Here is a 23,247-nt window from a genome sequence, read left to right as displayed (position 1 = left end):
CACCTTCTTACTCAAAAATTTTCTGTGAATTCGCTATATTTAAATAAAATACTATTACAAATTTGTTACAATTGCAAGGATTTTTCGTTATTTTTTATCAAGATGTTGGAAAATAAGGAAAAGCCCGTCTTTACAGGCTTTTCCTATTCGAAAATATGAAAATTGTTTAAAAAAAGAAAGAAGTTTCTTTAATTTGGAAAGAACTTTCTACAGAAAACCTGTGACTTTGGTAATAATTCCTTACTAAATAGTACCCATAACAGTAGCCCAAAAGTCTTGGAATTCCGTTTCCGCCAAAGAGAAGCCGATCATGCTCCTTATCGGTCCTCTTTAAATTTAGATTATCGTGCAATAGCTTATTGTAAAAACCTTCAAGCTCTCTTGGTCCGTACATCGTGCACCAATCGGCCTGGTACGGCTCGCCGCATTCCTTTAATACCGCATATTCCGCCAGCCCTTCCATGATCATGGATTCACGCAGGGTATTTTCCCGGACATCTTTCCCAATTGCATTGATTCTGCACGTATGATGGTATTCGTGGACGAACAGCGCTTCCCATTCTTTTATGTCCTCCATATGGGGAAGGAACAGAAATAGTTTATCAGGATAGGAGACACCGGATTTTTGCGGTGGCGCCTTACGGAGGAAGGATGTTCTTTTGGCAGCGGGGAAAATAAAAATGGGGATATCGGATCCATTCCATTTCGCCCGGTACTTTTTAAAAATCCTCCCCATTGTCTCCCATGCGCCGCTCTCAATAAGGAGCTGTACCTCCTTACCGATTGCCGCAGACGGCCGATACATCCCGAAAGCCGCTAATTCCTTGTATATGTCCCGTGGCTTCCTTCCTGGAAAATAAGGTTCAAGCCGCTCGCATAGTGCTTCGGGCCGCTGCCAGCCTTTTTCAAGCCATTGGTCCGTCTGGATAATTGCCATCCTGGTTTTCCCTCCCATGAATGCACCTCTTTCTATCCTATGGGGACCAATGGAGAAAATTCGCCATCCAGGGTACAAAAAAACCAGTCTGTATGTGAAAATACAGACTGGTTGATTTTGATTATTTTGCTTTAGCCGCTAAAGCCTATTCGTATTTTTTGAAGGCAAGTGTTGCATTGTGGCCGCCGAAACCGAGCGAGTTGCTGATCGCAGCCCTGATCTCTTTTGGCCTCGATTGATTCACGACATAATCCAGATCGCATTCAGGATCCGGTGTTTCATAATTGATTGTCGGTGGCATGATCGAATCCCTGATTGCCAGGGCAGTGAAAATTGCTTCGACTCCGCCGGCAGCGCCAAGCAGGTGGCCTGTCATCGACTTGGTCGAGCTGACGGCTAGCTTGTATGCATGTTCGCCAAACACTTCTTTAATGGCATTTGTTTCGAACCTGTCATTATAGTCGGTGCTCGTACCGTGGGCATTGATATAATCAATGTCTTCCGGTTTAAGGCCGCCATCTTCAATGGCCATCTTCATGGCGCGTACGCCGCCTTCTCCACCTGGTGCCGGAGCGGTGATATGGTAGGCATCGCCTGTAGCGGCATATCCTACTATTTCCGCATATATCTTTGCCCCGCGGGCTTTCGCATGCTCCAATTCCTCAAGAACAACGATGCCAGCGCCTTCGCCCATGACAAAGCCATCCCTGTTTTTATCAAAAGGCCTGCTTGCGGTTGCCGGATCCGGGTTGGTCGATAGCGCCGTGTTCGCGCAGAAACCAGCGACGGCCATTTTTGTAATTGGCGCCTCTGTACCTCCCGTAACCATCGCATCCGCGTCGCCGCGCTGGATGACCTTGAACGCATCGCCAATCGAATTCGTCCCTGTGGCACACGCAGTTACGGTGCAGGAATTGAATCCTTTCGCACCGAGCATAATGGAAACCTGGCCCGCTGCCATATCGGGAATCATCATAGGGACGAAGAATGGGCTGACCCTTCTGTAGCCCCTATTTTGAAAAACTTCGAACTGCTGTTCAAATGTTTCCATACCGCCGATTCCGGAACCAATCCAGACACCTACCCGATGGGCATTTTCGTCCACGATTGCAAGCCCCGAATCCTTAACGGCCATCAAAGAAGCCGCCACTGCATATTGGGTGAACCGGTCCATTTTCCTTGCTTCTTTTTTCTCAATATATTCTTCCGGATTAAAATCATTGATCTGCGCCGCTACTTTTGCCGGGAAATCATCCGCGTTAATCCTTGTCAGCGGCCCTATCCCTGATTTGCCTGCAACGATATTCTTCCAGGTTGTATCGGCATCAAGGCCGAGCGGGGTTACTGCCCCTATCCCTGTTATAACTACCCTTCGTTTCGTCACGAAAAGCCATCTCCTTTACCGTACTATTTATGTTCATTGCAATAATTATTTTCCCCAGCGGATTGCGATGGCCCCCCATGTGAGCCCGGCGCCGAATCCTACCATGACGATTACATCGCCATCCTTAATTTTTCCTGCCTTGACTTCATCAACGAGCGAGATTGGAATCGACGCCGCCGATGTGTTCCCGTATTTACTAATTGTATAGGATACTTTTTCAACCGGCAATTCCAGCCTCTGCCGAGCGGCTTCAATAATCCGGATATTTGCCTGATGGGGAACGAGGAAGTCCACATCATCCTTTTCAAGGCCGGCTTTATGAAGGACGTTGACACTGCTTTCCCCCATTTGCCGGACTGCGAACTTAAAGACTTCGCGGCCATTCATGATAAGGGCTTCATCCTGGTAAAGATGCTTCCCGCCTGTTCCATCTGCGCCAAGTTCAAACGAGAGAACGCCCCGGTCACCCGACACAGGGCCAAGCATAACCGCGCCCGCGCCATCACCGAAAAGAACAGCCGTATTCCGGTCTTCCCAATCGACGATTTTCGATAATTTCTCTACCCCGACAACGAGAACGTGTTTATACACACCTGTTTCAATGAACTGTTTTCCTGTCACAATGCCGTACATGAATCCGGCGCATGCAGCGCTCACATCCATCGCGGCCGCATTTACTGCTCCAAGCCTCTCCTGGAGCATACAGGATACTGATGGGAACGGCCTATCCGGGGTTACGGTCGCAACGAGGATCATATCAATTTCGGATGGGGCTATTCCCGCTTCCTCAATCGCCATCCGCGCAGCATTATAGGCCATATCGGATGTATCCTCATTATCCCCGGCGATTCTTCTTTCCTCAATCCCGGTCCTCGTCCGAATCCATTCATCGGACGTATCCATCCTCTTTTCGAGGTCAAAATTCGTTACAACATTTTCAGGGACATATTTTCCTAAACCAACTATGCCAGCTCGCATCGTGGCCATCTCCTTATAATATGAAATAATCATTTTAGCTTGTTATCAATTATTATGACTTGGTACTAATTTTAACAAATAAAAACGCCTCTTTGCAACAGTTATTTGCCGGATAGCCCATTCAGCGGGCTTTCCCTTTACAATTTCCAATCATATAGTGGAAGTGAAGATGGTTTTTGGAAGGAGAGGAAAAATGGACGGGAATCAAGTGAAACAGGGAGGCCGGCAAGCAGATCCTTTCTCCCGGATGATGTTCGGTCCGGATTGGGAGAATGGAGGATTATCCAACGGCTTGGAGGGAAAAGAGTCTTCCTTGCAGCCTCAGCCTGGTGGAGTGCCCATCAATTATTTGCAGCTCATGGAGGTTATTGATGGGATGGTCGGCCTGGCCGACCAGCTTAAGCCGGTATTTGCCGATATTTATCCTTACATCCAGCAGTTCTGGAAAAAGAAGTAGCTGCCATTGATGGCAGCTGCTTCTTTTAATTTAGCCGGGATTCCTTTTTTTATATGAACCTCCCATCCACGGTGCTGGTTGGTGGGGTGAAACTTCGCACGAAAAGGCCACCCCGCCGTTAGATAGTTAGTGGAGGTTTCTTTAATTGGATTCGTCTTCGCAGCTGTATTTGTCATGACACCTTTATTAGCTGGGGCAGCATCACCGGCCATTAAGAGTAGGGTAAATCCCTTCGAGTGTACGGATCCCCGTTTCGCCTTTGTCAATTAGCAATGCAATGTGATCAGCGGCCTCCTCCCAATCCGGCACGCCATCCCCGGTGCCACACGGCCGGCCGGCTGTTTCAGAAGTATTATTGTTGCCGGGTTGCACCAAAATTGTCCGGGGAGTGCCTGGCACCGGTAAAAATACATGCAACACCTTTTCCGCTGTGGACTCCGCAAGATCGGCCGCTTTTCGTATTGCTTCAATGCTGCCCGCTTCCCGGTTGCCGCGGCCAAGCCCATTGGGCAGCAGAAGCACTACTGATTTCCAATGATAATTCAAGCGAACAAGCGCTTCCAATTTTTCGCCAAGGCGTTCCGTACCGGTTTGCGGGGTTTTTCCTTCGGTATAAAGGTCGTAAAGGGAAAAAATAATTGCTTTATCCTTCTCTAAATGAAGATCGTCGCCGTCCAAGGGCACTTTTACAAAATTGCTGTTCCTTCCGATCTCTAGTTCCATGTCTTCTTCTGTTACATCCGGTGCGGGATTAAGGGAAATCCCGCCTACTTCATAGCCCATCTCTAGCAACTTTTTGCACAGGTGAAAGCCAAGCCGCTCAAATACCCCAATGATCAAAGCCCCTCCCATCAATCTCCCTCCTTCCTGCCCGGCCTCATTGTATCCTATGCAGGCGGGGCTGAAAATTTACCATTGGGCCCAGCTTATCGCCTTACGGTCTGTTTCAGAAAAAAAACATATGATTTGACGTTTACAGAACCTTTTCATTCCTCGAAAAGAATCTTGCTATTTCCATTCCTAGTTGGCCCGCCTTTTCCGGAAGCATATACGTTTCAGCAACTGGAGGTTTCGGCTCGAGGCTAGACAGAAGATTTTTGCACMCCCTCGCATTCTTGTAGGCCCTCCCGCCAGTCAGGATATGAAAAATCCGGATTGGGGCACCGAAATCAAAATCAGGAACGGGTTCCTCCTTTATTTCACGTTCCATCCTTCCTCTTTCCACCTCATGGGCTTCGGCTAATTCCCCAAGGACCTTTTTGTAAAAAAATTTATGTTCCTCTTCCTGTTCCAGGTGATGTTTGAGTGACAAGATTGGGTTGATGAGCACAATCGACCTGACCTTTCCCTTTAATTCCCGGGCCAGCTTCAGTGCCGCCAGCGCTCCCATCCCCTCTGCGAGTATGTGGATTTTTGGATTGAGGATCTCATTTTTCATCACAATTTCATAAAGCATGGCAGCTAGCAGGACAGCTTTTGCCGAGCCCCAGTGCTTTCCGTAAAGATTTGATGTAAATAGCGTGTACCCCGCTTCCCTAAGGCTGGAGAGAATTTCCCGTTTACCTGCATTTTGGTTCCAAAAGCTTGTCTCCTCATCCACAAAATGCCTTTCATCGCCAAGGATTATCACTCCAAAGCCGGACGGCTTTACAGGGTAGTAGACGCAGCTCCATTGATTCCCAAGTTGAAAACTTCTGTTATCCATACGAAAAACTCCTTCTGCCATTTTCCAGTATTAGTGTATGTAAACCAGCAAAGAATGAAATGGGGACTTTCCTCATTTCCATTCGGCCAATTTCTTTTCGTTTTTATCTATTTGCGTTTCTTCTTTTTTCCCTATATGGTAAGATGAGAAAGATAATACGCTATGAGGTGACGGTATGAGATACTTCTGGACACTGTTTTGGGTTCTGCTTTTAGTGGAAATGCTTGCTTATGTGGTAACGTCAATGGTCGGTGTTGCGTTTGATTTTAAAATTGCCGCGGTACTTGGTGTGCTGACGACCATTTTAATCCTAGTTGTACCATCAATTATTCCAAATGAACCAGTGGACAACCATTAAAAACGTTGAAGGCCATCCCGAACAGGATGACCTTTTTCATTGTTTATTCGGGGTTTCTTCAGTCTGATGCTGCAGGAACGGCTATATTTGCTGTTTATCGGGATTTGTCCACTACCTTTCCATACCCGGGATGGTTGCCGTTCAACCCAGCAGTACGAAAAATATTGTAAATGCTCCTAAAGCTGTAAAAGCCACCCATAACGGATGGCTTTTTCTATTTATTGTGGATTATGGTTTCCTTGTGTACGCCCAAATCCTTTCGTGATTTGAACCTTCCGGGAATGGCTGCCCTTTTTTAAGATAAATTTTCCTCGGATTCATCACCTGGCTGCCACTATCGCCAATTTCAATATAAGTTCCATTGTTGGGTGCTTTTTGGCCAGGTTTGAATTGGTGGTTTTGTCCCATATAATTGATCCTCCTTTCCAGTTTGGGGGTACCCCCTTACCTTTTAGTATTCCAAGGCATTCGTCGGTGATTAAGGAGATTTTTTGTCAGTATTTCCCGAGAAATAATTGTCGAATATGACTATTGTATGAACCTTCATTCGGGTCTATAGTTTTTTTCCTTGGTTAGCAATATAATTATAGTAATAAATTACAATTGCCATATGAAAATAGCAGAATTTGTGTAGAAGGTAGGTGGCCAACATGCAATCCTATGCAGGAGCGCCCGCGAAACTGACCGAATTGCTCAAATATACTCATCATGTTCAAAAAATTGAAAAAGGGCATTTTCTTTTTCAGGAAGGCTCACCGTCAAAAGAAATTTACGTTCTTTTAAGCGGTTTTGTGCAAATCAGCAAAATTATTCCCGATGGAAGAGAGTTGACGCTAAGGATTTGCTCCGAAGGCGATTTAATCGGGGAATTGAATATATTTTGCTCGACTTCAAAAAATTTATTAAGTGCCAAAGTGGCCGAAAGCGGAGAAGTCGCCGTTATTATGAAAGATACCCTTGAAGCAAAGCTTGCCAGTGAACACTCGCTCGCAATGGAATATATGCAATGGATGAGCCAGCATTACAGGAAAACGCAGACCAAGTTCCGCGATCTTGTCCTTCATGGAAAAAAAGGCGCCCTCTATTCAACATTGATTCGAATGGCGAACAGCTATGGCGTCAAGACGGGCAACGGGATTATGATTGACCTACTTCTAACAAACCAGGAAGTCGCCAACTTTTGCGGAACTTCCCGTGAGGTTGTAAACCGGCTTCTCAGCGAGCTGCGGAAAAAAGGCGTCATTTCAATCAATAAAGGAATCATCACCATCCATCAGCTTGCTTATTTAAAAAAGGAAATTGACTGTGAGAACTGCCCGAAGGAAATTTGCAATATAGATTAAGAAATGCAGAAGCGCCCGCTTTTTAGGCGCTGGAACTGGACAAAAAGCCTGCCGGGTACGATTGCTCCGGCAGGCTTTTCGTTTCGTATTCGTTTTCTCGGCTTATGTTAAAACCAGCCAGCTGGCGATTACCGAGAAGAAAATCACCGAGTTTATGATTTCATAAATGCCGATTTGTTTTGGCGTGAGGGTTTTCCCATAAAAACCGATGGCGCGCACTAAGCTCGGAAGAAAAGCCAGTGCGACTAGCCATTGCCCAAAGACGAGCCATGCCGCAACAACAAGGGTATGATAGCACCAGGAAATCCACTTGTAATGGATGTTTCGTTTTTCCCTGATCATCGTCTTTACAAAAAACGTGCTGCCAATAAAGAAAAGCGAAGAAACTGCAAAAACGAGGAACGCTTCTTCGGTCACGTTTCCGGTATTTAGATACGCACTTGCAATTCCGGCAAGGGAGAAAGCAAAAACGGCGCTAAAGTCGTTCAGTAGGGCCCTGTCGTTACTTTTCGACGAAAAGAAGGCATTAATTGCGAAAAACGGAATCATCATCACGCCAAACCATGCAACAGACGGCCGCTCAACCAGCGGAAACATCAGCAGCAAAATAGCCGGCGCTAGATAAATCAGCGACCACTTTGCATAAAAGCGGAGTTTCTTCCTCTTGAAGAGGAGAAGCATTGGATACGTTGACAAATACAAAAGCAGCCACCCGAAGAAGAAAGGTATGTGCTCCCATAAAAAGCCTCCCGAGGCAGCCCCAAGCCAAAATGGAATGATAAGCATCGCCCAGGCGCCATGCTGCTTTGGCATAAATAGTTTCATTTTCAACACCTCTTGCTTAGCATCTTACCTTCACTATAAGGCAAAGGATTTTACCACAAAGTGAAATGCATCACATATTTATGTGTAAAAGTGTCAAAAATGGCAACATGGGTTATAGAGCTTTCCCGTAAAACCCCGAGGGCTAGCCACGTGGAGTAAGTCAGACCCTGCGGTAACTGGCATGATCGGCCTGTTTTTCTTTTCCCAAGGAAAGCGTTTTCAATAAAAGGATTGGTTTAGAAACAATTGAGACATATTTTGTGAATGAGAAAAAAAGCAAGAAAGTAAATAGCAAGATCACATGGATTCGCAGCAACAAGGAGGCGTGCTGCAAAATCTCCATATCAGGCCTAAAGTGCAAAAGGCCAATCAGCCMCCCTGCCATAGCCGCCAATTCGTCCGTCGCTTGATAAAATGCTATCAAGCCGATGCCTGTCAGCGTTGTTAATAGCCAGAGCACCTTTACAATCCTGTTCAGGACCAGCCCCGACTTCCGCTGCATGCTCTCGAATTGATCGGGGGTATCGTATTGCCAAACAATCCCCATTCCCAAAACAGCAGCCACCGTATAAGGATAGACCAGCCATACAACCCAATGCAACAACCCCATCCCATCACTCCCCTTAAATCCACAACCAACTCCCATTCTAACGAAGAATACGTGACAATTCAGTGACTTAAGTAACTCTTGTCAAAAAAAATTCTCTTGACAAAAAAAGGTGCCAGGCACCATCAGTTTTTCTGCGGTGTCTGGCACTCGATTTTTTTTAGGATTAATTTCGCCAGGAGATCTGGGGTTTGTTTGTCCAGGATAGGGTAATACGGGTAATCCGCCATTGCAGTTGGCTTGGTATCCCAGTATGCTGCAGCGATGATGTTTTTCAGTTTGCGCAAACTTTTTTCATCTTCCCCGCTCCTAAGGAGGACGATTTTCGGATAAGTGGCGTTTTTATGCCCTTCAATTAAAATCACATCCGGATTGAAAGCAGCAAGAATTTTAACTTGTTCTTCAAGTTGCCATGATTCCCTCTCGGAATGAAGGACAAGCCGGCCACCTCCTTCGACTATTGACGCCGAGGCACCGGCGGCGATATGCCTGCTGGAATCCTTCCCTGCCGCAATGTCGGGTTTTCCCCCGTGCCCATGGTGCTTGATTGAGGCAACAGCAACCCCCGCTTCTTTAAGAAGCCGGATCAATGCTTCCACAAGCGTTGTTTTCCCGCTGTTTTGGTACCCCGCGACCTGAAAAACGAATGGCCTTACCATGGCCATTCGCTTCCTTCCTGGTCTTCAAGCAGAAGCACGTCAACTTCCATGCCCGCTTCAAACCCTCTCGTCCCCCCTGGCAGAATCATCAGCGAATTCGCACCGGCAAGGCTCATAACAATATTTGATTTATCAAGGCCGCTCGGCGTTGCGGCCAGCCGGCCTTCCTTGAAATAAACAGTGCTGCGGACAAATCGGGAAAACGGGTTCGCTTTTGGAAAATCAGTGTCAAGCACCGCCAATTCCTTGCGCAAATGAGGTTTTTCTGAGCAAAGCATTGTCCTGATGACCGGCCTCGTAAACAGCTCGAACCCAACATAGCAGGCGGAAGGGTTCCCGGATAGCCCGAACAGAAGCTTGCCGTTATACACAGCAACCGTTGTAACGCTCCCCGGCCGCATCGCCACTTTGTTGAACAAAACTTCCGCACCTAGCTTTTCATAAATGGCCGGCAGGTAATCGTAATCCCCGACCGAAACGCCGCCCGTTGTCACAAGCATGTCGACTTGATCAAGCGAGTTTTTAACCGCCTCAAAACACGTATCGAAATCATCCGGAAGGCTGCCGAAATACTCCACTTTTCCGCCAGTCCGTTCAATTTGTGCAGCAATCATATACGAATTGCTGTTCCGAATTTTCCCTGGAACCAACGGCTCGTCAACGCCTAAAAGCTCAGTGCCGGTTGCATAAAGGCCGACAACAGGTTTTTTTGCAACCGGCACGTTCGAATAGCCAAATGTCGCAAGCATTGCCTGAATACCGGGATTAATGAGCGTGCCCTTTTTTACAAGCACTTCCCCTTCTTTTGCATCCTCTCCCTGAAAGGAGACATTTTCGCCCTTTTTGATTTTCCGCTTAATGGTCATATAGTTTTTGCCGCCGCGCTCGGCCGTTTTAACGAGCTCGAGCATCATGACAGCATCGGCCCCTTCAGGCATCATCGCCCCGGTCATAATCCTGACAGCCTGTTTTTCGCCGAGAACTTTAGAAGTCGTCTGTCCAGCGCCGATATGGTCGATTACCTCGAATTCAACCGGATTGTCAAGCCCAGCTTCCTGTGTATCGACTGACCGGACCGCAAACCCGTCATACGGCGCTCTTGTAAAATGGGGGACATCGCTCGTAGCCACCAAATCTTCCGAGAGGAAACGCCCATAGCTTTCATTAATTGATATGAATTCGGTTTGACCCGATTGCCTGCAATCCATAATACGCTTCACAGCCTCGCCGATTGCGATCGGCCTCCTCATTTCAACCATGCCATCATCTCCTGCACCTTTACAATATATTCATCTCCCTTATAAGGGTAGCCGAAACCCCAATCGATGGCAAATAAGGAATGTGAACGTTTTTTGGCAAAATGCCAGCTCTTTTGAAAAAAAAGTGTGAGTGTGATGCAGGTCACCATGTTTCATTTTTTTATGAAGTATCCTTAATTTAGAAAACAACCATAACCTTTATCAAGGAGGATATAATAGAATGCTTACAACATACTCAGAACAAACCCTTGTACGTGACCTCGTCAATGATTTTCCAAAAACAGCCGATGTATTCAAACGCGTCCGGATCGATTTCTGTTGTGGCGGGGCTACTCCAATTGCTGAAGCGGCTACGGCCGGCGGCATAGACCTTGGCACCCTGATGGCAGACCTCGCGGAAACAATTGAAAAAAGCAACGGAACAGAAACTGACTTGAAGGTTTGGGTAGATTCCGATTCTGATACAATCATTGACCATATCATCGCAGACTACCATAACCCGCTCCGCGAAGAATTTTTGAACCTAAGCCCATATGTCACAAAGGTTTCCCGCGTCCACGGCGGCCACCGCCCGGAACTTTTGAAAGTGTATGAACTTTATTACGAGCTGAAAAAAGAAATGCTTGAGCATGTCGCCAAAGAAGAAGAAACCGTCTTTCCATTGATTAGAAAGCTCGATGCCAATACAGTGGAGAACCGGGAACAGGCCCTGGACTACATTAAGGAGCTCGAAAAAGAACATGACCATGCTGGCGCGATTTTGAAGGAGCTGCGCGAAGTCACTTCTGATTTCACCCCTCCTGCGGATGCATGCGGCACGTACCGCCTCGTCTACAAGCGGCTCGAAATGCTGGAAGGGCAAACGTTCATGCATGTCCATTTGGAAAACAACATCCTATTCCCAAGGTATTTTTAAGCTTTTCGGAAAATAATAGCCTGCCGGACTATCCAATAGCCGGCAGGCTTTTTTGTGTTCAATAAATCCAATATGGTTACTAGCCGAAATTGGTGTTTAGGTCCAGTTTTTTTCATTTATAGTCCAGCGTTGGGCATTGGTGTTCAGGCCAAATCATTCATTAATATTCCAGCGCTGGGCATTAATAACGGGTTATTTGGCATTAATATTTAGTTAATCGGCATTATTATCGGCTTGTCCGGCATTATTATCGGGTTAATTGGCATTAATAACGGGTTACTTGGCATTAATAAAGAACGCCTTCAAACCACACCCTATAAAAAAAGAAAGGCCGACCCTGCTCATCAGCAAGGTTCAGCCTCCCAACTTTATCCTCCAATATAGGACATTTCGATTTTCTTCCGGTTTGCGGCCGTTTCCTCTGTCCGCTCATCCGAATAACGGTCCCCGCGCCCTTCCCAAATCGCCGTAATCCTCTCACAAAGCTCCTCATCAGTGGCCCCGTTCCGCAGGAAATTACGGATATCATGCCCGTTTCCGTTAAACAGGCAGGTAAATAGCTGGCCGTTCGCCGATAACCGCGAGCGTGTACAGCTACTGCAGAATGATTCGGACACAGACGTAATAAATCCTACATCGGTATCGGTCCCTTTGTAACGGTAAAGCTTGGCCACTTCGCCAAAATAAGCCGGCTCCAGCGCCTCAAGCTCGAACTTTCCTTTTAAAACCTCATAAATCTGTTTCTTCGTAACGACATCATCCATCTTCCAGCCATTCGTACTGCCAACGTCCATATATTCAATATAACGGAGCTGCAGCCCATTTTCCTTGCAGTATTCAGCCATCGGAAGAATCTCCTGGTCATTCAGGCCTCTTTTCACAACCATATTCACCTTAACGCCAAGGCCGGCCTTCCTCGCAGCGGCAATACCATCAAGCACCGGCTTCGTGCCAACATTCCGGCCGTTAATCTCCCCGAACAGCTTGTCGTTCAGGCTATCAAGGGAAACGTTCACCCGGATCAGCCCCGCCGCCTTCAACTGTTCCGCAAACTTCGGAAGCAGCACCCCGTTCGTGGTCAGGCCAATATCGCTCAACCCTTCTATTTTCGAAAGCTTTTCAACCAGGATTGGCAAATCTTTGCGGAGAAGCGGCTCCCCGCCGGTCAGGCGGATCTTTTCCACCCCGAGCCCGACGAAAATCTTCGCAAGCCTCTCTAGCTCTTCATATGTCAACAGCGCGCTTTTAGGCAAAAAAACAAAGTCCGGACCGAACTTATCCGCGGGCATGCAATACTGGCAGCGGAAATTACAGCGGTCGATAACCGAAATCCTTAAATCTCTCAGCGGCCTGTTCAACTTATCTTTAATAATGGATTTTCCCATTTTATCAACTCCAATATTCAGGATAGCCAACACCGCTTCCTTGGCTCTAAGGAAACAATCAGCATTCCGGACCGCCCCGCAGGAAGTGCCCCATTGACCCGGAAGGACGCCTTTTCCAGAAATGTACATACCAATAATCCACATATACATATTGTTAACTATATTATTTATACATTCTAGCACATCTTTACCCTCTTTTGGTAAAAGAGCAGCCTTTTAAAGGAAGAATTCAAATAAAGTTCACTTTTTCCCGGAAAACACTGTGTTGGAAATCCCTCTTCCAGTTTTCACTATATTGTCATTGTTATCAACTTCCTAGTGAATGAAACTGATATACAATGAAAGTAACAAAAATCACAGACAATACGTGGCCAAATAAAATCGTAAAGAGGTGGCACCTATGGAAGCTGTAAAGGCAATGAAACCAACCCACTCCATCGAAATAAAAGAACTGTTGCGATTCGCAGACCGGAAATTCCGTTCCGAACGGGGCACATACCTTTTCCAGGAAGGAATGGAAGCCGAAGAACTGTACATCGTCCTCTCCGGCAAAATCCAAATCAGCAAGATCACTTCCGACGGACGGGAGCTCTCACTCCGAATTTGCGGAGAAAATGATATTTGCGGTGAACTGACCCTGTTCACATCCAACCCTAAATACCTTCTGAGCGCCAAAGTCCTGGAGGAAGGCGAAATCGCCGCCATCCGCAAAGACGTCATTGAAACGGAAATCTTCCAAAACAGCACACTCGCATTCGAATTCATGAAGTGGATGAGCGACCACTTCCGCAAAACCCAGACAAAATTCCGTGACCTCGTTTTGAATGGAAAACGCGGCGCCCTATTCTCGACACTCATCCGGATGACAAACAGCTACGGCATCCACAAACCGGACGGCATCCTAATCGACCTGCCGCTCACTAACCAGGACCTTGCCAACTTCTGCGGCACATCCCGCGAAAGCACCAACAGGATCCTCAGCGAACTGAAGCGCGACGGCCTCATCTCCGTCAAAAAAGGCAAAATTACCATTCATGACCTCGACTACCTCAAACTTGAAATCGGTTGCGAAAACTGCCCCGCGGTCTACTGCAGCATCGAATAAAAAGGATGGACTCCCATCCTTTTTTCTTTTGCCCTTTTATGAAAATCGGCCCAGGCGCAAGCATATGCAAACATGCTGCCCCCACCCCGTTAGCTTTGGTGCCAGGCACCACGCAAGGCGCCTCCTTACTATTATCCGACACCACTCCCGCCAAAGAGACAGCCGGAGCGAATCTCGTCCCGGCCACTGCTTTTATGCGAACAGATAGCCCGTTGCGCCGGGCTCCTGCACTTTTTAAATAAAGAGTTCGCATTAATCAGGAATTCCCTTTTCAGGAATAGGGCTAAGGCAAAGGCTAGCGCGCCTGCTTTTCCCGCAGCGCTTTCGGGATATAAACACAGAATGGCTCACTCTCAAGGTAATCGCCTGTCATCGCAAACGCACGCGAACGCGATCCCCCGCACACATGGCGGAATTCGCAAACGCCGCACTTCCCTTTGTATTCATCCGGATTGCGAAGCGATTTGAAAATCGGCGATTCACGATAAATTTCGGCGAGCGGAGTTTCCCTGACATTCCCCGCCTTGATCGGCAACAGCCCGCTCGGGTACACATCGCCGATATGGGAAATGAACACAAAGCCGTTGCCATCGTTCACGCCCATCGGCGCCCGGCCTAGGCCGTCGATTGAACCGGTCAGGCCATGTGCTGTCAAGGCGTTCAAGTATTCGATCTCACCCTGCTGCTCCTTCGCCTCGCGCATTTTTTGTTGGATGACCACACGGCGGTAATGCTGCCCGGCCGTCGTTTTTATATCGAATTTGACCCGTTTGCTCAAGTCATAAAGCCAACGGAACACATGCTCATGCTGGACCGGGGAAATCATGTCGCTCTCCTGCCCCCGGCCTGTCGGCACAAGGAAAAACACGCTCCACAGGACGCACTCCAGTTCTTCCATCAATGCCGCCATTTCATCAAGGTGGTCAATATTGTAACGGGAAATAACAGTATTAATTTGGATAGGAATTTCAAGCTCATGCAAATACTTGATCCGTTCAATCGTCAAATCAAACGAGCCAGCCGTTCCACGGAAATAATCATGAATTTCGGCTGTTGGCCCATCAAGGCTGAACGCCCATCGGGAAAGGCCAACCTCCTTCGCCTTTTCAATCGCTTCCTTCGTCACATTCGGGGTGGCGCTCGGAGTCATCGACACACGGACGCCCCTCTCGACGGCGTACTTCGCGATATCAAACACGTCCTTGCGCATCAACGGATCACCGCCTGTAAAAACAAGCAAAGGATTTTGCATATCATATATTTGGTCAATCAGGTGCTTTCCCTCTTCAAATGTCAGCTCACGCGGATCGCGCATATACTGCGCCTCGGCCCGGCAGTGCAGGCACTTCAGCTGGCATGCACGCGTCAGCTCCCAAATCACAATAAACGGGTTCTCATTGAAATCCCTCGCATACGGATTCTTCTTCATCATCATTTCCGGGTTAAAAGCCATGAATAACGCCTCCTAAACGGCTGGCTCCCACTAGCCTTATTACTAGTATTATAAAATCGCCCTCATAACCAAAAAGTGATATCCCTCACACCAAACCCCAATAATATGGCATCTTTGTGAAGGCGTGGTGAACAACATTAGACACTACACTTTTCTGTGAGGCAGTGAGGCAGAGTGAGGCAGGGACGGATCTACTGTTTCATTCTAAACTGAAACAGAACTGAAGCAATGAAGCAGGGGACGTACCCCGTGCATCATCCCAAACTTGAAATAAAAGGTACGTCCCCTGTTTCATTTGAATGCAGTACAGGAAAACCCACAAAAAAAAAGCAACCAGATTTCCGGTTGCTTTTCGTAATTACGATATTGTTAGCACTTCGTATTCCGAGGCCAGGCTAATAAAATCGCCCATTGTACTTATTTTTCCTACAGTAATCTTTTCCTCAAGGCCATAGTGCTCCACACATGTTTTGCACGCGAGGATGTCAACACCTTTCTCCTCAAGCTCCTTAAGGTGGACAGACACGAATGAATCATCCGTCATCAAGGAAACACCCGAGTTCATGCAAAATACCGCCCGCGGCAACTCATCCCTCTGCTTAAGAAGCGTAAAAAAAGTTTCCAGGACACTTTCGCCAAGCTGCCCGTCTCCCCTGCCAAGCTGGGTAGAGGTTACCAAAATCACTTTATTTTTCAAAAAGCTCTCCTCCTTGACATATCCCTGGCCAAAATCTTCACGACCTACCTGATGCCCAGTGCAATTTTCGCGTAGCGGGACATCATATCCTTTGACCACGGCGGGTTAAACACGATGTTGACATCAACGTCCTTTACTTCTGGAATTTCCTCAAGGGCGCGCTTTACCTGGTCGACAATCGTGCCAGCTAGCGGGCAGCCCATCGACGTAAGCGTCATTGTGACAGTCGCTTTTCCTTCGTCATCCATTTCAACGTCATAAACAAGCCCAAGATTGACAATGTCAACTCCCAGCTCCGGGTCAATAACCAGTTCCAGGGCTCCCATAATATTATCTTTTAATTCCTGATCCATCTTAAATCTCTCCTTAATCTATTTTTAAAATGAAAAAATTCATTTTACTGCGATGTCAACTATTGGACAGTTCAACCGTGGCTTCCACCTGGACCGCCAATTCCCGGGCGCTGCCAAGATGTTCGGCAAACCAGTCCACAAGAGCGTACGTCCCTTTCCGGGTAACCTTATGCCCGGCATGCTTCTCGGACACAAACGCAATTTCCGCCTCACCGCCCGATTCCTTCAACAGCTTTTGGTAAAATTCCCACGCATACCTGTGGGGCACTACCGTATCGGCTTCCCCATGCCAGAACAGCAGCGGCCGCCCGCCAACCTTCTCCGGCTGCAGACTTAAGTCGTACCTTCCAAGGGCATCGATCTGCCCAGCCAGTTCCTCGTCCGAAAACGGAAGCTGATATCCCCTCTTCCGCAATTCGTCCACCTGCCAGCCCGCCATTTCACGGTAGCTTGGCGAACCCATCAAACTGACGGCCGCACCAATCCAATCGTATTGGGTCATGGCGCCTAGAGTGACAATCCCGCCCATCGACGTTCCGGCCAACCCAATTGCTCCCGGGGATGCAAGGCCGCCCGCCACATAAAAATCCTTAATGGCATTTACTTCATGGATGGTTTTTATTACAATATCCCAAAACCTTCCCGACAACTCTTCCTCGCCAAGCCCCTGATCCCGCTCGCCATGATAAGGAGCGTCCGGGAGCACCGCCCGGAAACCCCGTTCAGCCAAAAGATAAGCAATGTGAAGGTTATTTTCCTTGGCGCTCGTAAAGCCATGGACAAAAATCGCCAATGGCAGCTTTTCACTCAGCTTCTTCTCCTGGACAACCTCGAGAACGGGAATACTGTTTACAGACTCTTTACGGATAACGACCAAAGATGAAACCTCCAAACCTCAAAGTTAGTTTACCGCATCGAACAAAACGGCAATGTGATTTTTTTTACAGGCACGCTGTATAATTGGTAACATAGTGACTATGGGAACCGCAAAAATGATCGCAGTATTAGTTTACCATTTTTGCGGCGGCATTCATAAAAGTAAACCTTGGCGACAAGGAATTAACGGACAAAAAGGAGATACCATGGCTAATAAACACCTCATCGCACTTGATTTGGACGGGACACTTCTGACAGACGACAAAACCATTACCGAAAAAACGAAACAAACCTTAATGACAGCCAAAGAACAAGGCCATATCGTCATGATTTCAACCGGTAGGCCATATCGCTCAAGCGAGCCATACTATCATGAATTGCAGCTCGACACCCCCATCGTCAACTTTAACGGCGCGTTCGTCCACCACCCAATGGACAAGACATGGGGCACGTATCACACGCCGCTTGATATCAGAGTCGCAAAAGACATTGTCGAAGCATGCCGCTCGTTCACATTCCACAACATCATCGCGGAAGTCATCGACGATGTGTACTTCCATTACCATGACGAAAAGCTCCTCGACATCTTTAGCTTCGGCAACCCCCGGATAACCTCCGGCGACCTTGCCGAATACCTCGAGGACTCGCCAACAGCCATGCTCATCCACACCGATGAGGAACATGTCAAAACAATCAGGAAGCACCTCAGCGACGTCCACGCCGAAGTCATCGACCACAGGCGCTGGGCAGACCCATGGCACGTCATCGAAATCGTCAAAACCGGAATGAACAAAGCAGTCGGCCTCAAACGCGTCGCCGATTACTACGGAATTCCCGCAGAGCGCGTCATCGCTTTCGGCGACGAAGACAATGATCTCGAAATGATCGAATACGCAGGCCGCGGCATCGCAATGGGCAACGCCATCAGCCAGCTCAAAACCATCGCCAACGACATCACCCTCACCAACGAACAAGACGGAATCGCCGTCTACCTTGAAGAAACGCTCAACTTGAAAAAGCGCATTTACTAGGCTTTTTAAGCGCCTTTTTGGAAAAATTCCCTTCGGGGCCGCCGCGCAAGGAAGGGTTTTCCATTTTATCCTCCTTCCGATACGAGCATACTAAACAATGAAGCAGCCACGCTGTTTCGGATAAAAGCTCATAAAGTGGAGGGATTTCGAATGGGCAGACGAACCAAATCGAAACGCTTTGTCAAGCAGGGCGCAGACGCAGTTGCGAGACACAGCCAGCGCATCCCGTACCATACGACCTATGCGGAAGCGGAAGCCCGGAAGCTCGAGGATGACAGGGAATCCTCTTATGGAGGGATTTAGCTATGGCCAACCAGCTTTTCCAACAAGCCAGGAAGTACACTGCACTTGCAATGGAATCATCTCCTGAAGGAAGGCCGGACGCTGTCGCCAAAGCGAAAAACGCGCTCAGCTCTGCCTACGCCAACTCAACCTTTGCCGAGCAAAGGCAACTGGCCGAGTTGCAGGAGCAACTCGACACGCTCGGCGGCTAGCAGAAATGTTAGAGCAGCTTGACAGGCCGGCGGCTAGCGCCGCAACTTTCTTTGGAGCGCCAAACCCTGCCTTTTAAACCGGGCGACCAGCTTAAACCAAAACGGACGTAATGAGCAATGAAAAGGCCGGCACCTTCAAGGGTTCCGGCCTTTTCATTTTTTAGGCGCATTAGGGCTTTTTCAATGCAACTGTGAAGGAATTGGGCTTCCGCTGCCTGTATCCCGATTTGTGCTCCACCCTTGTTTGTCCCACTGCACGTTTACGTTCCCAACGATCCACGGAGGCTGGCCAGCTATTCTGTCCCCCGGAATTGTTCAAGAATGACTGCCAGCGGCTGGCCCGTTATCGACCCGCCTTTTCTCTCATAGAGATTCAGGACGAGGGCGCCGTTTTTCGGGAGCTTCCCAGTCTGTACAGTAATCGGTATTTCAAATTCCGCCCATTCGGGATACGATGTACCGCTCGAAATCTTCGTTTCAGGAACAAGCTGGCTATGCCCATCCTCCACTGTATAAAAGAACTCCCCAGAATGCGGGCGCGCCTTGCCTGTAACTTTGTAGCTGCCGTTTTTCCCCTCTGCCCCCACATCCATGAAAATGGTTAGCTCATCAGGATCTTCGGTGCGCGTTCCTTCCTGCCCGGGAGGCGGAACGGCGACTGCCGTTTCGGCATTTAGGGCAAGCTGGACGGGAGCCTTTCCGTCGACACTAGCCGGCAGCAGCTCCACAATCACTTTGTAGGTTCCCGCCGGTACACGGATTCCGTCTTCCGAGTAGTTCCATTTTTCTTTCCATTCCTTCATCCCGCCAGCAGGGACAGTCACTGTCTGAAATGCCTGCAGGAAAGCCCTCCCTTTTGAAAACAAAAAGACTTCTCCCCCATTTTCATCCAGCACGGTAATTTCATAAAATTGCGATGTCGGAAACTGGAGCCGTGCTGTTGCCGGTCCGCTGTTTGCGAGCTGTATCCGGAATACCGCCCCGTCCTTACCCGCTTCTGCCTGGACACTCAGCTTAAGCCCTTCCGGAAGCCCTTGGCCATTTTGCGCAATGGGAAGCCAAAACGAGAAAAGAAGCCATGACGCAATTGTTAAATACATTGCCATCCCTCCAAATTTTCATATGAGTCCTCATGGTTCATGTTTCGTAAAGTTTGGCCATCAACTGATAATCCCTTTGAAGATCCGGGCATCTTTCGTCAATCCTTCCTGAAGAACCCAATGACACCGGTTGTCGGAACAATATTTGTAAATGCCTCCGGATCTGTCTTTCTGATTATCCTTTCCAAATCGAACAGCTCATACCGGGTAATCACAACCATCAGGATTTCCTTGTCCTCGTTTGTAAAGGCGCCCTTTGCCTGAACAGCTGTCATGCCCCTGACAAGCTTCGTTTGAATCTCTTTTTTCAACTCAGGCGCATTTTTTGAAACAATCAACGCGGTCAGCTTTTGGGCACGTGTATGAATTGCATCGATGACCCGGGTCGAAGCGTACAAATTCACCATCGTATACAGCGCTTTTTCCCATCCGAACAAATACCCTGCAGAAAGCGTGATAATGGAATTCAGCGCGAAAAAATACGTCCCGACCGGTTTGTCTTTCATCCTCGACAGAATCATTGCTATAATATCGAGCCCGCCAGTCGATGCGCCCCACTTCAAGGTTATGCCCACCCCTATCGCCGAAATTACCCCTCCAAAGACAGCATTCAGGAGAATGTCGCCCGATATATGGCTGATAGGGATAAGTTCAAGGAATAGGGACATCGACGCCACACTGATAAAACTGTAAATGGTGAACGACTTTCCTACTTTCATCCAGCCAAGAATCGTAACCGGAATGTTCAACAGAAACAGCAAAAAACCGGTCGATACCATAAGCGGCGTAGCCTCCGTCAGAACCCTCGAGAGAAGCTGGGCGGCACCGGCAAACCCGCCTGCATACACATCAGCAGGGATAAGAAACAGATTAAACGCAATCGCGTTCAACAACGCCCCAACCAAAACGATCACAAGCTTCTTTACATGCAGCCAAACCATCCAATCCTCCCCTTCCCCCACCCTCAATAATTTGACAAACTACGGGTGGTGACAGGCACTATTCGTATTTTTCCCGTTGTTCGTATTTTCCCGCCGCCGGCTCCTTGCCACTGCCTACTTCTATAATTCCCCTTTTTTTTCAATTATGTCCTAACATCATTGTATTTTTAAGGTGAAACCGATAAACTGAGGAAAAAGAGAAGATATTGAAGGCAGGGTGAGTGTATTGGCATTGAGACTATTTGCCGACAGCGCATGCGATTTGCCGCTTGCATTTTATGAGGAGAACAATGTCGGGCTTTTCCCGTTGAAGGTTCACGTGGATGATCGGGAGTACGAGGATTTAAAGGACATTTCCCCACAAACAATCTACAGCGCCATCCGTGGCGGGAAGGTTCCGAAAACGTCACAGGCGTCTCCGCTCGGTTTTGAAAAAACGTTCACCGAAATGGCCGAGAAGAAAGAAGACGGCATCTACATAGCGTTTTCCTCTGAGCTGTCAGGCACCTATCAAACAGCGGTAATGATTCTTGATCAAGTAAAGGAATCATACCCGGATTTCAACCTGACAATTGTTAATACGAAATGTGCTTCGCTTGGCTATGGCCTTGTTGTCAAGGAAGCGGCCAAACTGGCGGCATCCGGCGCATCGAAGGAAGAAATCCTCAAGGATGTCGAGTTCAGAAGCAGCCATATGGAGCATTTGTTTACCGTTGAAGACCTCGATTATTTGGCAAAAGGAGGCCGGGTCTCAAAAGCCTCTGCTTTTCTTGGCGGCCTGCTGAATATTAAGCCGCTCCTGAATGTTGAAGATGGGAAGCTCGTTCCCCTTGAAAAGATCCGCGGCAAGAAGAAGCTTTTGCGCCGGGTCGTCGAGGTTATGAAGGAACGCGGGAATGATCTCGGCTCGCAGGTGATTGGGATCAGCCATGCCGATGACCTGGAAACCGCAGAGGAAATGAAGCAATTGATTGTCAGCGAATTTTCGCCGCGTGACGTATATATTACGGAAATCGGCGCTGTAATTGGCGCCCATACAGGCCCTGGCACAATCGCGATTTTCTTTTTGAACGAACTGCCGAAGTAGTTAGGCTGATTCCAGGCTTACACTATTTAACGGAATTACGCGCTAATCTTACCCAAAACGGTTTTGTAAAAATTACAATATGCCTACTCGCATACTCCTTTTCCGGACTACAGAAACTACACCTGTATCTTCGGGAAAGGAGTTTTCCATATGCCTCGTACATCGGATAATGACAAAAAAGCGAAGGACAATAACGCCCTCCGCCATGAAAAAAATATGATGCGTGAAAAGAACAGGGAAGCCGGCAAGAATTCCTATTCGAAAAAGACCGACCATTTATAAGGGCCCGCCATAGGGCCCTTTTTCAATCTTTGCTGATTTGCAAATACCCGGCTCCTCTAATCAAAACGCGAAAAACCGCCAACTCGGGATTACTGTTCCTTCTTATACGTCCAGGTCCCTTCCTGATACACTTTTCCATCCTTCATCAGCTTTCCGAGGGCGCGTTTGAATGCTCCCTTGCTCAAGCCGAACCGCTCCTGGATATCCTCAGGCATGCTTTTGTCGCTGTAAGGCATCGCGCCGTTCCGGGAGAGCAGATAGTCATAGATGGAAGCGGCATCGTCCTCGACAGCATCCTGTTTTCGCGCCAAAAGCGAAACATTCACCGTTCCATCCTCTTTCACATCGATGACCCGCCCCTCGACCTTTTGCCCGAGGCGAGGCTCTTCCGCCCGCTGGGATTCGTGGATGAACCCACGGAAACCTTCTAACGTATAAATCCAGCTTCCTACTTTCGCCGTCCGGTAAATATGGCCCTGGACATTTTTGTTAAAATCCTTCCGTGTTGCTTGTGACGAAATGGATTGGATGACCGGGTCCGTCGCAAGCTTTGCATAAAGCCGGTACTGCCGGTTCACCCTAATCGTCGCATAAACCATATCTCCCACAGCCGGCCAAATCGCCTTATGTACTGGCAAATCTTCTTCCCCAAGCAGGATGTCCTTCTGAATGCCGATATCGAGGAAAACTCCGACCCCGGCCTTTGTATCTACAACTTTCAGCCACGCATATTCGCCAGCGGTAATTACCGGCATTTTCGATGTCGCTGCAACGCGGCCATGCGCATCTGGATAAAGGAAAACCTCCACCTTTTCCCCTTCCTCATACTCCGCTGCCGCTTCATTGCTGTGAAGGAGCACATCTTCCTCCCCATCTGTTAAAAAATAGCCATACGCTGCCTTCCGGGCAATTTCCAATGTAACCTTTTGCCCTGCTAGTTCAAGTAATGCCACTCTTTCTTCCTCCGTTCATATCATGAATTAGGCGCATTAAACACCTTCGTTATAGTTTGAAT

28 protein-coding genes are annotated in these 23,247 nt (G+C 48.1%); 10 read left to right on the top strand and 18 right to left on the bottom strand.

The window, feature by feature from the left end; genetic code table 11:
* Positions 1 to 166 precede the first annotated feature (166 nt).
* The 3 genes from ADU24_RS04850 to ADU24_RS04840 form a co-directional block, all read right to left on the bottom strand.
* Positions 167 to 937: a DUF2268 domain-containing protein gene (locus ADU24_RS04850; RefSeq protein ID WP_197277473.1), complete on the bottom strand. Its 771-nt coding sequence runs from the start codon at positions 935 to 937 to the stop codon at positions 167 to 169.
* A gap of 145 nt (positions 938 to 1,082) precedes the next feature.
* Positions 1,083 to 2,321 carry a beta-ketoacyl-ACP synthase II gene (fabF, locus tag ADU24_RS04845; protein WP_053365563.1) on the bottom strand — a complete coding sequence of 413 codons (1,239 nt, stop codon included), beginning with the start codon at positions 2,319 to 2,321 and terminating at the stop codon, positions 1,083 to 1,085.
* A 45-nt stretch (positions 2,322 to 2,366) separates the two neighbouring features.
* Positions 2,367 to 3,299, bottom strand: coding sequence for a beta-ketoacyl-ACP synthase III (locus ADU24_RS04840; RefSeq protein WP_053365562.1), 933 nt, complete (start codon positions 3,297 to 3,299; stop codon positions 2,367 to 2,369).
* A 193-nt stretch (positions 3,300 to 3,492) separates the two neighbouring features.
* Between ADU24_RS04840 and ADU24_RS04835 the strand changes: the two genes are divergently transcribed.
* Positions 3,493 to 3,756 carry a hypothetical protein gene (locus ADU24_RS04835; RefSeq protein ID WP_156324514.1) on the top strand — a complete coding sequence of 88 codons (264 nt, stop codon included), beginning with the start codon at positions 3,493 to 3,495 and terminating at the stop codon, positions 3,754 to 3,756.
* 201 nt (positions 3,757 to 3,957) lie between these two features.
* On the opposite strand, the gene ADU24_RS04830 is transcribed toward ADU24_RS04835, so the two are convergent.
* Both ADU24_RS04830 and ADU24_RS04825 read right to left on the bottom strand, forming a co-directional pair.
* Positions 3,958 to 4,608, bottom strand: a complete 651-nt coding sequence (locus tag ADU24_RS04830) for a hypothetical protein (protein ID WP_053365560.1) — start codon at positions 4,606 to 4,608, stop codon at positions 3,958 to 3,960.
* 121 nt (positions 4,609 to 4,729) lie between these two features.
* Positions 4,730 to 5,461: a hydrolase gene (locus tag ADU24_RS04825; protein ID WP_053365559.1), complete on the bottom strand. Its 732-nt coding sequence runs from the start codon at positions 5,459 to 5,461 to the stop codon at positions 4,730 to 4,732.
* A gap of 175 nt (positions 5,462 to 5,636) precedes the next feature.
* Here ADU24_RS04825 and ADU24_RS04820 point away from each other — a divergent pair, with 175 nt between their 5' ends.
* Positions 5,637 to 5,819, top strand: coding sequence for a YjzD family protein (locus tag ADU24_RS04820; protein ID WP_053365558.1), 183 nt, complete (start codon positions 5,637 to 5,639; stop codon positions 5,817 to 5,819).
* A 228-nt stretch (positions 5,820 to 6,047) separates the two neighbouring features.
* Here the strand turns inward: ADU24_RS04820 and ADU24_RS04815 are convergent, their stop codons facing one another.
* Positions 6,048 to 6,227, bottom strand: a complete 180-nt coding sequence (locus ADU24_RS04815; RefSeq protein ID WP_053365557.1) for a YjzC family protein — start codon at positions 6,225 to 6,227, stop codon at positions 6,048 to 6,050.
* A gap of 242 nt (positions 6,228 to 6,469) precedes the next feature.
* Between ADU24_RS04815 and ADU24_RS04810 the strand changes: the two genes are divergently transcribed.
* Complete coding sequence (locus tag ADU24_RS04810; protein ID WP_053365556.1) at positions 6,470 to 7,162, top strand: Crp/Fnr family transcriptional regulator; 693 nt, start codon at positions 6,470 to 6,472, stop codon at positions 7,160 to 7,162.
* A gap of 102 nt (positions 7,163 to 7,264) precedes the next feature.
* Here the strand turns inward: ADU24_RS04810 and ADU24_RS04805 are convergent, their stop codons facing one another.
* The 4 genes from ADU24_RS04805 to ADU24_RS04790 all read right to left on the bottom strand — a co-directional run bounded on the left by ADU24_RS04805 (position 7,265) and on the right by ADU24_RS04790 (position 10,512).
* Positions 7,265 to 7,987 carry a YwiC-like family protein gene (locus ADU24_RS04805; RefSeq protein ID WP_053365555.1) on the bottom strand — a complete coding sequence of 241 codons (723 nt, stop codon included), beginning with the start codon at positions 7,985 to 7,987 and terminating at the stop codon, positions 7,265 to 7,267.
* A 160-nt stretch (positions 7,988 to 8,147) separates the two neighbouring features.
* A complete protein-coding gene (locus ADU24_RS04800) occupies positions 8,148 to 8,597 on the bottom strand; it encodes a respiratory nitrate reductase subunit gamma (RefSeq protein WP_053365554.1) in 450 nt (149 codons plus the stop codon).
* Positions 8,598 to 8,719: 122 nt separating this feature from the next.
* Positions 8,720 to 9,259, bottom strand: a complete 540-nt coding sequence (gene mobB, locus ADU24_RS04795; RefSeq protein ID WP_053365553.1) for a molybdopterin-guanine dinucleotide biosynthesis protein B — start codon at positions 9,257 to 9,259, stop codon at positions 8,720 to 8,722.
* A complete protein-coding gene (locus ADU24_RS04790; RefSeq protein WP_053365552.1) occupies positions 9,247 to 10,512 on the bottom strand; it encodes a molybdopterin molybdotransferase MoeA in 1,266 nt (421 codons plus the stop codon). Before ADU24_RS04790 ends, mobB begins: the two co-directional genes overlap by 13 nt.
* A gap of 220 nt (positions 10,513 to 10,732) precedes the next feature.
* Between ADU24_RS04790 and ric the strand changes: the two genes are divergently transcribed.
* Positions 10,733 to 11,428, top strand: coding sequence for an iron-sulfur cluster repair di-iron protein (gene ric, locus ADU24_RS04785; RefSeq protein ID WP_053365551.1), 696 nt, complete (start codon positions 10,733 to 10,735; stop codon positions 11,426 to 11,428).
* A 368-nt stretch (positions 11,429 to 11,796) separates the two neighbouring features.
* Here the strand turns inward: ric and moaA are convergent, their stop codons facing one another.
* Complete coding sequence (moaA, locus tag ADU24_RS04780) at positions 11,797 to 12,813, bottom strand: GTP 3',8-cyclase MoaA (RefSeq protein ID WP_053368784.1); 1,017 nt, start codon at positions 12,811 to 12,813, stop codon at positions 11,797 to 11,799.
* Between the two features lie 400 nt (positions 12,814 to 13,213).
* Here moaA and ADU24_RS04775 point away from each other — a divergent pair, with 400 nt between their 5' ends.
* Positions 13,214 to 13,918, top strand: a complete 705-nt coding sequence (locus tag ADU24_RS04775) for a Crp/Fnr family transcriptional regulator (RefSeq protein ID WP_053365550.1) — start codon at positions 13,214 to 13,216, stop codon at positions 13,916 to 13,918.
* A gap of 295 nt (positions 13,919 to 14,213) precedes the next feature.
* On the opposite strand, the gene ADU24_RS04770 is transcribed toward ADU24_RS04775, so the two are convergent.
* The 4 genes from ADU24_RS04770 to ADU24_RS04755 all read right to left on the bottom strand — a co-directional run bounded on the left by ADU24_RS04770 (position 14,214) and on the right by ADU24_RS04755 (position 17,298).
* Complete coding sequence (locus ADU24_RS04770) at positions 14,214 to 15,371, bottom strand: TIGR04053 family radical SAM/SPASM domain-containing protein (RefSeq protein ID WP_231689564.1); 1,158 nt, start codon at positions 15,369 to 15,371, stop codon at positions 14,214 to 14,216.
* Positions 15,372 to 15,729: 358 nt separating this feature from the next.
* Positions 15,730 to 16,068: a DsrE family protein gene (locus ADU24_RS04765; RefSeq protein WP_053365549.1), complete on the bottom strand. Its 339-nt coding sequence runs from the start codon at positions 16,066 to 16,068 to the stop codon at positions 15,730 to 15,732.
* A gap of 44 nt (positions 16,069 to 16,112) precedes the next feature.
* Positions 16,113 to 16,421, bottom strand: coding sequence for a metal-sulfur cluster assembly factor (locus ADU24_RS04760; protein ID WP_053365548.1), 309 nt, complete (start codon positions 16,419 to 16,421; stop codon positions 16,113 to 16,115).
* Between the two features lie 55 nt (positions 16,422 to 16,476).
* Positions 16,477 to 17,298, bottom strand: coding sequence for an alpha/beta fold hydrolase (locus ADU24_RS04755; protein ID WP_053365547.1), 822 nt, complete (start codon positions 17,296 to 17,298; stop codon positions 16,477 to 16,479).
* A 205-nt stretch (positions 17,299 to 17,503) separates the two neighbouring features.
* Here ADU24_RS04755 and ADU24_RS04750 point away from each other — a divergent pair, with 205 nt between their 5' ends.
* The 3 genes from ADU24_RS04750 to ADU24_RS04745 all read left to right on the top strand — a co-directional run bounded on the left by ADU24_RS04750 (position 17,504) and on the right by ADU24_RS04745 (position 18,822).
* The gene (locus ADU24_RS04750) at positions 17,504 to 18,328 is read left to right on the top strand and encodes a Cof-type HAD-IIB family hydrolase (protein ID WP_053365546.1); all 825 of its coding nucleotides are present in this window, start codon (positions 17,504 to 17,506) and stop codon (positions 18,326 to 18,328) included.
* Positions 18,329 to 18,478: 150 nt separating this feature from the next.
* Positions 18,479 to 18,631 carry a hypothetical protein gene (locus tag ADU24_RS23265; RefSeq protein WP_197277472.1) on the top strand — a complete coding sequence of 51 codons (153 nt, stop codon included), beginning with the start codon at positions 18,479 to 18,481 and terminating at the stop codon, positions 18,629 to 18,631.
* 2 nt (positions 18,632 to 18,633) lie between these two features.
* On the top strand, positions 18,634 to 18,822 hold the full coding sequence (locus ADU24_RS04745) for a DUF3813 domain-containing protein (RefSeq protein WP_053365545.1): 189 nt from the start codon (positions 18,634 to 18,636) through the stop codon (positions 18,820 to 18,822).
* Between the two features lie 293 nt (positions 18,823 to 19,115).
* Here the strand turns inward: ADU24_RS04745 and ADU24_RS04740 are convergent, their stop codons facing one another.
* Together ADU24_RS04740 and ADU24_RS04735 are read right to left on the bottom strand one after the other, a co-directional pair.
* The gene (locus ADU24_RS04740) at positions 19,116 to 19,922 is read right to left on the bottom strand and encodes a BsuPI-related putative proteinase inhibitor (RefSeq protein ID WP_053365544.1); all 807 of its coding nucleotides are present in this window, start codon (positions 19,920 to 19,922) and stop codon (positions 19,116 to 19,118) included.
* 98 nt (positions 19,923 to 20,020) lie between these two features.
* Positions 20,021 to 20,863, bottom strand: coding sequence for a YitT family protein (locus ADU24_RS04735; RefSeq protein ID WP_053365543.1), 843 nt, complete (start codon positions 20,861 to 20,863; stop codon positions 20,021 to 20,023).
* 226 nt (positions 20,864 to 21,089) lie between these two features.
* On the opposite strand from ADU24_RS04735, the gene ADU24_RS04730 reads away from it, so the two are divergent.
* On the top strand, positions 21,090 to 21,950 hold the full coding sequence (locus ADU24_RS04730; protein ID WP_053365542.1) for a DegV family protein: 861 nt from the start codon (positions 21,090 to 21,092) through the stop codon (positions 21,948 to 21,950).
* Positions 21,951 to 22,100: 150 nt separating this feature from the next.
* Positions 22,101 to 22,232 (top strand): DUF3941 domain-containing protein, encoded by a 132-nt coding sequence (locus ADU24_RS22485; protein WP_082306811.1) that lies wholly within the window; start codon positions 22,101 to 22,103, stop codon positions 22,230 to 22,232.
* An 89-nt stretch (positions 22,233 to 22,321) separates the two neighbouring features.
* Here ADU24_RS22485 and ADU24_RS04725 read toward each other — a convergent pair whose 3' ends face one another.
* Positions 22,322 to 23,185, bottom strand: coding sequence for a CvfB family protein (locus ADU24_RS04725; RefSeq protein ID WP_053365541.1), 864 nt, complete (start codon positions 23,183 to 23,185; stop codon positions 22,322 to 22,324).
* Positions 23,186 to 23,247: the final 62 nt, after the last annotated feature.

Source organism: Bacillus sp. FJAT-27245 (assembly GCF_001273955.1).
GTDB lineage: Bacteria > Bacillota > Bacilli > Bacillales > Cytobacillaceae > Bacillus_D.
Note: the sequence above shows the minus strand (reverse complement) of the source record. Positions and strands in the feature narration are given on the sequence as shown.

Excerpts from the sequence above, each read along its gene's own strand:
- ADU24_RS04790 (WP_053365552.1), bottom strand. The coding sequence starts at position 10,512 with ATGGTTGAAATGAGGAGGCCGATCGCAATCGGCGAGGCTGTGAAGCGT.
- ADU24_RS04770 (WP_231689564.1), bottom strand. The coding sequence starts at position 15,371 with ATGGCTTTTAACCCGGAAATGATGATGAAGAAGAATCCGTATGCGAGG.
- ADU24_RS04840 (WP_053365562.1), bottom strand. The coding sequence starts at position 3,299 with ATGCGAGCTGGCATAGTTGGTTTAGGAAAATATGTCCCTGAAAATGTT.
- ADU24_RS22485 (WP_082306811.1), top strand. The coding sequence starts at position 22,101 with ATGCCTCGTACATCGGATAATGACAAAAAAGCGAAGGACAATAACGCC.
- ADU24_RS23265 (WP_197277472.1), top strand. The coding sequence starts at position 18,479 with ATGGGCAGACGAACCAAATCGAAACGCTTTGTCAAGCAGGGCGCAGAC.
- ADU24_RS04815 (WP_053365557.1), bottom strand. The coding sequence starts at position 6,227 with ATGGGACAAAACCACCAATTCAAACCTGGCCAAAAAGCACCCAACAAT.
- ADU24_RS04735 (WP_053365543.1), bottom strand. The coding sequence starts at position 20,863 with ATGGTTTGGCTGCATGTAAAGAAGCTTGTGATCGTTTTGGTTGGGGCG.
- ADU24_RS04760 (WP_053365548.1), bottom strand. The coding sequence starts at position 16,421 with ATGGATCAGGAATTAAAAGATAATATTATGGGAGCCCTGGAACTGGTT.
- ADU24_RS04750 (WP_053365546.1), top strand. The coding sequence starts at position 17,504 with ATGGCTAATAAACACCTCATCGCACTTGATTTGGACGGGACACTTCTG.
- ADU24_RS04740 (WP_053365544.1), bottom strand. The coding sequence starts at position 19,922 with ATGTATTTAACAATTGCGTCATGGCTTCTTTTCTCGTTTTGGCTTCCC.
- ADU24_RS04775 (WP_053365550.1), top strand. The coding sequence starts at position 13,214 with ATGGAAGCTGTAAAGGCAATGAAACCAACCCACTCCATCGAAATAAAA.
- ADU24_RS04805 (WP_053365555.1), bottom strand. The coding sequence starts at position 7,987 with ATGAAACTATTTATGCCAAAGCAGCATGGCGCCTGGGCGATGCTTATC.
- ADU24_RS04820 (WP_053365558.1), top strand. The coding sequence starts at position 5,637 with ATGAGATACTTCTGGACACTGTTTTGGGTTCTGCTTTTAGTGGAAATG.
- ADU24_RS04830 (WP_053365560.1), bottom strand. The coding sequence starts at position 4,608 with ATGGGAGGGGCTTTGATCATTGGGGTATTTGAGCGGCTTGGCTTTCAC.
- moaA (WP_053368784.1), bottom strand. The coding sequence starts at position 12,813 with ATGGGAAAATCCATTATTAAAGATAAGTTGAACAGGCCGCTGAGAGAT.
- ric (WP_053365551.1), top strand. The coding sequence starts at position 10,733 with ATGCTTACAACATACTCAGAACAAACCCTTGTACGTGACCTCGTCAAT.
- mobB (WP_053365553.1), bottom strand. The coding sequence starts at position 9,259 with ATGGCCATGGTAAGGCCATTCGTTTTTCAGGTCGCGGGGTACCAAAAC.
- ADU24_RS04835 (WP_156324514.1), top strand. The coding sequence starts at position 3,493 with ATGGACGGGAATCAAGTGAAACAGGGAGGCCGGCAAGCAGATCCTTTC.
- ADU24_RS04810 (WP_053365556.1), top strand. The coding sequence starts at position 6,470 with ATGCAATCCTATGCAGGAGCGCCCGCGAAACTGACCGAATTGCTCAAA.
- ADU24_RS04745 (WP_053365545.1), top strand. The coding sequence starts at position 18,634 with ATGGCCAACCAGCTTTTCCAACAAGCCAGGAAGTACACTGCACTTGCA.
- ADU24_RS04850 (WP_197277473.1), bottom strand. The coding sequence starts at position 937 with ATGGCAATTATCCAGACGGACCAATGGCTTGAAAAAGGCTGGCAGCGG.